6 protein-coding genes and 1 tRNA gene are annotated in these 10,000 nt (G+C 44.3%); 4 read left to right on the top strand and 3 right to left on the bottom strand.

The genetic code is table 11. The features are described from left to right. Window positions 1-368: 368 nt before the first annotated feature. The 3 genes from PLH26_RS16675 (at window position 369) to phnY (ending at window position 3,759) form a co-directional block, all read left to right on the top strand. Window positions 369-959 (top strand): helix-turn-helix domain-containing protein, encoded by a 591-nt coding sequence (locus PLH26_RS16675; RefSeq protein ID WP_324587164.1) that lies wholly within the window; start codon window positions 369-371, stop codon window positions 957-959. Window positions 960-1,083: 124 nt separating this feature from the next. Then, window positions 1,084-2,325 carry a phosphonoacetate hydrolase gene (gene phnA / locus PLH26_RS16670; protein ID WP_324587163.1) on the top strand — a complete coding sequence of 414 codons (1,242 nt, stop codon included), beginning with the start codon at window positions 1,084-1,086 and terminating at the stop codon, window positions 2,323-2,325. 21 nt (window positions 2,326-2,346) lie between these two features. After that, window positions 2,347-3,759, top strand: a complete 1,413-nt coding sequence (gene phnY / locus PLH26_RS16665; protein ID WP_324587162.1) for a phosphonoacetaldehyde dehydrogenase — start codon at window positions 2,347-2,349, stop codon at window positions 3,757-3,759. 162 nt (window positions 3,760-3,921) lie between these two features. On the opposite strand, the gene PLH26_RS16660 is transcribed toward phnY, so the two are convergent. Both PLH26_RS16660 and PLH26_RS16655 read right to left on the bottom strand, forming a co-directional pair. Beyond that, window positions 3,922-6,057, bottom strand: a complete 2,136-nt coding sequence (locus PLH26_RS16660; protein WP_324587161.1) for a carboxy terminal-processing peptidase — start codon at window positions 6,055-6,057, stop codon at window positions 3,922-3,924. A gap of 217 nt (window positions 6,058-6,274) precedes the next feature. Continuing rightward, window positions 6,275-6,351 (bottom strand) — tRNA-His (locus tag PLH26_RS16655). A gap of 342 nt (window positions 6,352-6,693) precedes the next feature. Between PLH26_RS16655 and PLH26_RS16650 the strand changes: the two genes are divergently transcribed. Beyond that, on the top strand, window positions 6,694-9,264 hold the full coding sequence (locus PLH26_RS16650) for a TonB-dependent receptor (protein ID WP_324587160.1): 2,571 nt from the start codon (window positions 6,694-6,696) through the stop codon (window positions 9,262-9,264). Window positions 9,265-9,334: 70 nt separating this feature from the next. On the opposite strand, the gene PLH26_RS16645 is transcribed toward PLH26_RS16650, so the two are convergent. Beyond that, a partial coding sequence (locus PLH26_RS16645; protein ID WP_324587159.1) for a protein-L-isoaspartate(D-aspartate) O-methyltransferase occupies window positions 9,335-10,000 on the bottom strand: 666 nt, incomplete at its 5' end.

Here is a 10,000-nt window from a genome sequence, read left to right as displayed (position 1 = left end):
TCTTTATTACCCGTAAATCGGTTCTCAAGGTTCCATTGCGATTGTCCGTGTCGTATAATTACCAGTAGGGGCATAAGCTAACCATTTATTGAAATGAAGAATATTTATTCCGGGAAGTAATGGCAGAAAGGTACAAAAACTATTAAAAATGGAAGCTCACCGCTGGTTTTCAGATTCGGTAAGCTGTTGCCGGCGATTGGGGTAACTGCTAAACAAAAGGATACAACCATTTTCTTTTGACGCTGATAATTGACTGCCGGCCATGGATAAACCACTAGGTTTTAGGATTTTTAGCTTCGGATTTAAAAAAAAATCTTAATATTAACTTTGACTGTTACTTATTGCTCAAATGCAGAAAAACGATTCCAATGCAGGAAGATGTACTCATCCAGATCAGTAATAAAATTAAAGAAACCCGGAAAACACAGAAGAAAACAGTGCAGGAACTGGCTACCAAAGCTCAGGTAAGCAAAGGACTGATCTCCCAGATTGAAAATAACCGCACGGTACCTTCCCTGCCGGTATTAATGAATATTGTGCTGGCACTGAACATTGATCTGAAAGACTTTTTTGAAGACATCAGTCACGGTAAAGAAGGACAACAGAAAGTAATCATCAAAACTACTGCCGACTACCAGCCGTTTGAAAAGGAACCCGCCAAAGGTTTTAAATACAAAAGAATATTAACCCGTAATATGGATGGCGGGCCCGTGGATACTATTTTGCTCGAACTTAAAAAAGGCGCCCGGCGTACTCAAATGATCAGAACAGATGCTTACGAATATAAATACATTATTAAAGGAAGCGTGGAGTACCAGATTGAAGGCGACAGGTATGTGCTGGAAGAAGGAGATTCCCTTTTCTTTGATGGAAGGCTACCGCATAAGCCATCCAACATCGGCAACACAGACGCATTGATGCTGGTGATATATTTTTTTATGACGGGCAATAAAGATTAGCATTTCGACCCCTCTTCTTGAGCCATTCCCTTATTTTTTTGCACATGTAAAAAACTTAATGCAGGCAATTGTAAAAAATGTTTAATTTTGCTATATCTTTATTTAGTATTTATAAACATTTTGTATGCCTTCTATTGCTACGGCTTCTTTCTCTGTAAATGGTATCACCTATAGCCCCCCTGCAAAACCGGTTGTTGTTATTTGTATCGATGGCTCAGCAAATGAATATCTCGACATAACTGCTGCCCATGGCCGCTTACCCAATCTTCAGCAAATGAGCAAAACGGGTTTTCGGGGAATGGTTCGTGGTGCACTGCCTTCTTTTACCAATGTTAACAACTCTTCTATTGTAACCGGCGTTTCTCCGGCAGTGCATGGCATCTGCGGTAATTTTTTTTACGATGTGAAAAAAGACGAGGAAGTGATGATGAACTCGTCGGAGTATCTCCGTGCAGAAACCATTTTGGCTGCGGCAGCCAATGCCGGACGCAAAGTGGCTGTGGTAACGGCAAAAGAAAAGCTTCGCGATATACTCTCTTATAAATTAAAGGGCATTGCCTTTTCGGCCGAAAAAGCAAACCTGGCAAAAAAAGAAACGCACGGGCTGGATGACGCCGAAAAAGTAACGGGTTATCCCACACCTGCCATCTATAGCGCCGATGCCAGCCTGTTTGTGTTGCGTGCAGGGGTTGCCCTGGTGCAAAAAGGACTTGCAGATTTCCTTTACTTATCGCTTACCGATTATATGCAGCATACCTACGCTCCTGAAACCGGGGAATCACTTGCATTTTATGAGCAAATGGATGCCGAAATAGGTAAGCTGGTGCAGGCTGGTGCCATTGTTGGTGCAACTGCCGACCACGGCATGAACCCCAAGGTAAAAGCGAATGGTGCGCCTAATGTTCTGTATGTGGAAGATATGCTGGAAAAACAGTTCGGCGAAGGGTTCAGGGTAATATGTCCTATAACCGACCCCTATGTTAAACATCACGGTGCATTAGGGTCATATGTAGTAGTTCATATTAATGATAAGCAAAAGATACATGAGGTAAAAAACTGGCTGTCTGTGCAGCCGGGCATAACCGAAGTGCATGATAAAGCCACTGCCACACGCTTACTGGAACAGCCTGAAGACCGCACCGGCGACCTTGTAGTGCTTTCCGCAAGAGATGTGGTAGTAGGCCGCCGCCCGCAGTATCACGACCTGTCGGCATTAGACGGCACATTGCGTTCACACGGGGGAAGATATGAAGAGATGGTTCCCCTTATTATTTCCCATCCCCTCAATGATGTTTACCGAATGAAGGCCTGGGGCGACCCCAGGAACTTTGATGTATTCGATTTTACGATAAATGGTACCCGATAATTAACGATTAAAACCAGATATATGACAATGACCTGTTATGTTGCAGGAAGCCCTGTAAAAAGCGATGCGGTTCTTGAAGTTAAAAGCCCCTACGATAATCGCATAGTAGGCACCGTTACCTTAGCCAATGCTTCTCATGTAGAGCAGGCGATAACAGCAGCGCTGAAAGGAGGAAAAAAGCTTACACGCTACGATCGCTTCAGCATATTGGATAAAGCCCGGCACCTGCTGATAGAACGCAAAGCACTTTTTGCCGAAACCATAAGCGCAGAATCGGGACTGGCTATGCGTGAGGCAAATTATGAAACAGGCCGGGCACACGATGTGCTGCTCTTTGCAGCAATGGAGAGTTTAAAAGATGACGGACAAATATTTTCCTGCGATATTTCACCGCAGGGCAAAGCAAGAAAAATATTTACGCTCCGTGAGCCGCTCGCACTTGCAGCATGTATTACACCGTTCAATCATCCCCTCAACCAGGTAGTGCATAAACTGGCGCCGGCTTTGGCTGTGGGCACACCCGTAATCCTAAAGCCTTCCGAGAAAACACCACTCTCTGCTATACTGCTTACCGAATTGTTGTATGAAGCCGGATTACCCCATTATATGCTGAGCACCCTGCTTGGTCCAACGAACGAAATAGCCGAACCGCTTGTTAAAGATCCGCGCATTGATATTGTTTCCTTTACAGGTAGTGTGGCTGTGGGCAAACGGATTGCGGCATCTGCAGGATACAAAAAGGTAATACTGGAACTGGGTGGAAACGACCCGCTGATCATTATGGAGGATGCCAACCTGGATACGGCCGTTCACCTTGCTGCAGAAGGATCATTTCGCAACAGCGGGCAACGCTGCACCGCTGTAAAAAGAATACTGATCCACGAAAAAATCAGAGATGCATTTCTCGAAAAATTCCTGCAAAAAACAAAAGAATATACCTGTGGCAACCCCGCAGATCCCGAAACAAAGGTAGGTACAGTAATTGACGAGGCTGCCGCCGTTTACCTTGAAGGTGTAGTGAATAAAGCAGTACAACAGGGCGCAAAAATAGTATGGGGCGGAAAACGCAAAGGAGCATTGCTGGAACCCACCGTTATTATAGACGTGCCGCGCAATGCAGATATGGTGGTGCATGAGTCTTTTGGACCGCTGGCACCAATTTTAACTTTTAAGGATATTGATGATGCGATTGCCCTGTCAAATTCCACAGCTTACGGATTATCATCCGGCATTGTAACCCATAATATGGATTATGCGCTCCGGTTCGTAAAAGAACTAAAAGTAGGCACGGTGAACATCAATGAGGTACCCGGCTACCGCATAGAAAGCTCTCCTTTCGGAGGTATAAAAGATTCAGGACTGGGTATAAAAGAGGGTGTAATTGAAGCCATGAAATGCTTTACTTATGTAAAAACCTTCTCACTGCCCTGGTAATTATAAATACTAAAAGAGAAAACGTGCATTCTCACAGATCCACTGCATATGTGTTCGTTTTCATTCTTTAACACATAGGAACATAGCCGCGCATAAACCTTTCTCCTGTTTTCTTATGCGTCTACTGTGCCTATGTGTTATGTTTGGCTGTTTGGCTGCATCTCACTTTGATCTTACAATTGCATTCTTGCTGATGATGTTATTTACTATGCTTACTGTTTCGTTAAGATAAATATCAGATTTGAGGTTTTTGAGCCATTGCTGCTGTCTTTCCTTTTTTGCTTCATCATTTGAAAACCGGTTAACATCCGAAGACAACAATTCAACCGGATTTTCTTTCCCCGTCTTTGTAAGCTTATCAATTTGCTTAACAATATCTCTTATTTCCTTCTGCTCCTGCTGGTATTTTTTAAAATTCAGTGTATACACTTTATCATTCAGTTCAGACAGCAATTGTGTATTTGCCCTGATCTGTTCAAAAACAGTATCGTTTTTTATTCGTTCTTCTCCCGTTTTTCTTATGGTTATAATATCGGCACCATTGCTCCAGGGTGTATATTTTGCCTTTGCGATCTCATCCCATTGCAATGCATCAGGATTGTCTTTTTCACGGAACTGCAGATATTCAAACTGGTCGGGCAGCACAATATCAGGCGTTACCCCTTTTAGCTGGGTTGAGCCCCCATTGATCCTGTAAAATTTTTGCAGGGTTAATTTTACCGTTCCCAGATTGGCAGCCGCATCTTCAGCAGAAGACAAAAGCCCGCTGCGCCCTCCATCGAGCCCTATATTTCTTTGAACAGTGCCCTTACCATAGGTTGAAGTGCTGCCTATAATAACTCCGCGTTTGTAATCCTGTATCGCCGCAGCAAAAATTTCGGATGCAGACGCGCTGAATTCATTTACCATAACAGCCAGTGGCCCATCATACAGAACACCTTTATCTTTGTCGCGCAGCACCGAAGGAACACCCTGCCGGTCTTTTACCTGCACAACAGGCCCTTCATCAATAAACAATCCAACCATCTGTATCACATCGAACAATGATCCGCCTCCGTTATTGCGCAGATCCATAATAATTCCGTCAACATTCTCTGCTTTCAGCTTCCGGATCTCCGTTGCCACGTCTTCAGCCGACTTTGCACCGTTAGGGCGCTCCCAATCGGCATAAAATTCAGGAAGATATATATACCCGATCTTTCTTGACCCCTCGTTCACAACAGCACTCCTGGCAAAGGTTTCATCCAGTACTATTTCATCCCTGATGAGCGATACCACTTTTGTAGTGCCGTCCGTCTTTTTTAATGTTAACCTCACTTCGGTGCCTTTCTTTCCCCGTATGATCTTCACGGCGTCTTCCGTATCGTATCCCGCCATATCCTGCGGTTCGGCATCCCCCTGCCCTACTTTAATAATAATATCGCCAACCTGGATCTGTCCCGACTTCCAGGCAGGGCTTCCGGTTACCAAAGTCACGATCTTAATATTGCCCTCTTCCTGCCGCAGCGAAGCGCCTATACCATAAAACCTTCCGCTCATATGTTCATCGAAAGATCTTTTTTCAATAGGAGGAAAAAAGGTGGTGTGCGGATCCATGCATGAGGTAATGGTATTTACAAATTCATTGAACCTGTCTTCTTCTGTAAATTTATGCTTAAGCCGCTCTGCTATGCGATTGGTAGACTGAAGCACTTTTTCCCGTGCTTCCTTTTCCATTTCCGCATTGGTTTTTGCCTTGTACTCCTTCTGTCCTTTATTTTTTTCGTTGGTGGCAATAAGGTCTGCATACCTTACCAGCACCTGGTATTTTAACCGTTTGCGCCAGATCTCCTTTCGCTCGTTTTCGCTGGCCGCGAAATCCGTTTTATCTTTGTCGTCAATGAGCACCTCATCTGCAGTAAAATCAAAAGGCTTACTTAATATCTCTTTATATGATGACAAATATTCCAGCAGCCTTTTGGCGTAAACGTCGCTGATAAACTGAAAAGACTGTAATGGTGCGCCGTGTATTTCATCATCAATTTTATTTTCAAACTGCTTCAGTTGCTCTACATCGGACTTTAGAAAGATCTGTTTTTCGGGGTCAATCGCTGTCAGATATTTTGAAAAAACCTCTTTTGAAAAATTATCATCAATTTTTTTGGGACTGTAATGACCCTGTTCAAGCATCACACCTACCTGCCGGATAATTTTTTCGTACCTGGTCGGCGGGTTTCCTAGTCCTATGGTTTGAAATGCCGCGAAAATACCTGCAGCAAAAATAACCAGCACTACTGGTAAAGATTTTTTATTAAACATAAGCTTCAACACTTTTTGCATAATCAAAAATAACGGAAATAATACAGTTATGTTGCCGGTTGCATAAATGAATTAGCCAAGGATTTGTAAAATATACATGAGGGGTAAAAAAGATGTTCCTGGTACACCTTCAATCCTTTAAAAGGTAAGGCAATCCAAAAAACAAAAGCAGTATAACCTGCATACTGCTTTTACCAAATATGATGGCTAATTGTTATGGGGTGGCTAATGGGGCTCGAACCCACGACCCTCAGAACCACAATCTGATGCTCTAACCAACTGAGCTACAGCCACCGTTTTATTAAGGCTGCAAAAATAGAAGAAAAATAAATGGATGCAAAATTTCAATAGGCTCATTTCAAACTTTACGGATACCCTTAATTGTACTTTTCATTATCCCATGCTAAATAAGCACCTGGCAAGCTGTTCTTCCCTATGGCCCCTGGCAAAATACCTTTAACGTTCATTAACCTAAATCCCTTATCAACACCCTTTTATAGACGTATTTTTGCCACTGGTACCAATGCAATAAAGCAACGGTTCGATATAATGACTTTTGAGTATCAAAAACCGGCAGATCATTTATACAATGAAACTCCATTGTATAAAATGATACCTGCTTATAAAACACAATCAATGAGATCAGTTTTATCTTTTATGTTTTGTATGCTTTCTGTTGGCTTGTTTGCCCAGGCGCCCCGTGGCGGACCGGATATGAATACAGCGGGAAGGTTTTATGGAAAAATTGTTGACGAATCTACCAACAAAGGGATCGAGGCGGCCTCTGTGTTGCTTATGCAATCCAAAACAGATCCGGCATCGGGCCAAAAAAAGGACGTTACCATTGCCGGGCAGCTTACTACCTCACGGGGAGAGTTCAGTCTTGAGAATCTGCCCGTTGCAGGGCAGTTCCGGCTTATGATAACCGCCATCGGCTACACTCCGCTGGAAAAAACCATCAAATTCGACGCCCGCAACTTCGACAAAGACCTCGGCAACCTGAAGCTGGAGACCGATATCCAGCAATTGGGAGAAGTTACGGTGATAGCCACAAAACCCATGTTCCAGATGGGGGTTGACCGAAAAATATTTAATGTTGACAAAAACATCACCACTACCGGGCAAACCGCTACGGAGATCATGAAAAACGTTCCCGGTGTTAATGTAGACATCGATGGGAATGTTACCCTGCGCAACGCCGCGCCTACTATATTTGTTGACGGCAGGCCAACTACGCTTACGTTAGACCAGATCCCCGCAGATGCTATAGAAAGCGTGGAGATCATTACCAATCCCTCGGCTAAATTCGATGCATCGGGCGGAACCGCAGGCATATTAAACGTGGTGCTCAAGAAAAACCGGAAAGCCGGTTACAATGGCAACGTAAGGGCGGGCATTGACTCAAGAGGAAAAATAAACTTCGGCGGCGATATCAATGTAAAGCAGGGTAAGTTCAACTTTTTCCTGGGATTGAATTTGCATCAGCGTAAAAGCCTGAGTGAAGGACATACCTACCGCGAAAACCTTTACGCAAACAAATTGCAAAATACCATCCTTAACCAATCCAGCAACTCAACCAACACAGGTCAGTTTTTATTTGGAAGAATAGGTTTTGATTACCTGATGGATAACCGGAACTCGTTTACCCTCTCCATGTCGTTGCCCAACGGAGAGTTCAACAGCAGCCAGGTGGACAATATACATATAGACACCATGTCATCGCCGGTAAAAACCCAGGATGCCATAAGAACAACCATAAATAAGCGCAACTTTAAAAACTTCGGACCAGCTCTGGGTTATAAGCATCTATTCCCGAAACAAGGGCGTGAGCTTACAGCCGATTTTAATTACAACAGCAGCTCCAATTCGGGTAGCGGCGATTACATTACGCAGTATTATGATGCCGGCGGCAGCATACTGGGCGACCCCGCTCTTCAGCGCCTTATTTCCTCGGGAAGCAACACATTCTGGACCGTTCAGTCGGATTATACCAGCCCTGTGGGAAAAGGAAAGTTTGAAGCAGGCTTACGCGCTGCCGTAAGGGACAATAAAAATGTTAGTGAGAATTCTGCCTTCAGCTACGATTTGGATAAATTTATTGTCATCCCTTCAGCCAGCTCCAATTATACATATACCGACCAGGTATATGCGGCATATTCTACTTATTCCAATAAATTAGGCGAAAATTTTTCGTACCAGTTGGGACTAAGGGCTGAAAGCTCCCGGTATAAAGGCACACTGCTCAGTACCGGTCAAACCTTTTCCAATGATTACCCGATACAGTTTTTTCCAAGCCTGTTCATAACCAGAACCTTGAGCCCGGGCCAGGATCTGCAGTTGAATTATTCGCGCCGCATCAACCGCCCCAATTTCTGGCAGCAGATCCCATACTATGATGTATCAGACCTGCTGAATATCCGCGTAGGCAACCCGGCCCTGAAACCGGAGTTTACCAACTCCTTTGAGCTGAACTACAGCAAATCGCTGGGTGGCGGGCACAGCCTTCTTACCTCCGCATATTTTAAACAAACCAATAATCTTATTACCGGCTATCAGAGCCGGCAATACAATGTTCCTTTGCCCGACGGCAAACTGGATTCGGCTATGGTCATTTCCTATATCAATGCCAATTCAAGCCGTTCCTACGGATTGGAGATCACTTCCAAAAACCCTCTTGCCAAATGGGCGGATGTAACCACCAATCTTAATTTCTACAATGCACGCATTGATAACAGTGGACTGGATTCGGCAATTGGCATCAATGACCGTTGGGCGTTTTTCGGGAAAATGAATTTTAATTTTAAGCTCCCCGCGAATTTCACTATACAGCTATCGGGAGATTATCAGTCGCGTACACTGGTGCCCCAGGGCGGTGGCGGAAGGCGCGGCGGCTTTTTCGGCGGCTCCAGCGGTGCAGCCCAGGGATATATTAACCCCAATTATGGAGTGGATATAGCTTTTCGCAAAGAGTTCATGAAAGATAAAAGAGCAGCCGTTACGCTTAGCGTCAACGATATCTTTAAAACCCGTATATACGATTCACATTCAGAAAACAGTGTGTTTATACAGGATATGTGGAGAAAAAGAGACGCGCAGATATTCAGGCTTAACTTCTCTTACCGCTTCGGCAAGTTTGACGTATCTCTTTTTAAACGCAAAAACAACAGAACAGGAAATGAAGGCGGAGATGACATGATGCAGCAATAGTTTTATGCATTTATATGAAAAGCCGTCATACGGTAAAGCCATTGATCAAAAATGTCAGTGGCTTTGCTGTTTATTGCCCGTTGCCGTTTGCTTTTCCACCCAGCATAGGTACAAACGAAAAAGAATCAAATTTTTCTTCCGCTACCGTTCCGTCTGCTTTTTTTGTTAACCGGAGCATGCGTTGTGAACTGCTTTCATCAACAGGAATGACCATCTTTCCTCCTGTGCGCAGTTGCTCCACAAGCTTTGCCGGTATTTCCGGCGCTGCGGCCGTTACTATTATCTTATCAAAAGGAGCAAAAGTGGGCAACCCCTCATAACCATCACCGTAAAAAAATTTTATGCCAGGGTATTTTTTCAGGTAGCTGAAGCTCTTGTTGGCATCGAACAGCTTTTTCTGCCGTTCTATGGTATATACCTGCGCACCCAGCTCGGCCAATACCACGCTCTGGTAAGCGCTGCCGGTGCCAATTTCCAGCACTTTATCAAAAGGCTTTACTTCCAGCAACTGGGTTTGGTAGGCTACTGTATAGGGTTGCGAAATGGTTTGCTTTTCGCCGATAGGAAAGGCCCTGTCTTCGTAAGCGATCTGGTCAAAGGCAAGGTCCATAAAAAAATGCCTGGGAATGCGGTTCATGGCATCCAGTACCCTTTGATCCGAAATGCCCTTTCTTTGCAGGGAAGCGATCAGCTTACGGCGCAACCCCTTATGCCGGTATTCATCTTCATACTTCTT

This window comes from Agriterribacter sp., from assembly GCF_035444585.1.
GTDB lineage: Bacteria > Bacteroidota > Bacteroidia > Chitinophagales > Chitinophagaceae > Agriterribacter.
The sequence above is the reverse complement of the archived record's forward strand: the minus strand, read 5'-3'. Positions and strand labels throughout refer to the sequence as shown.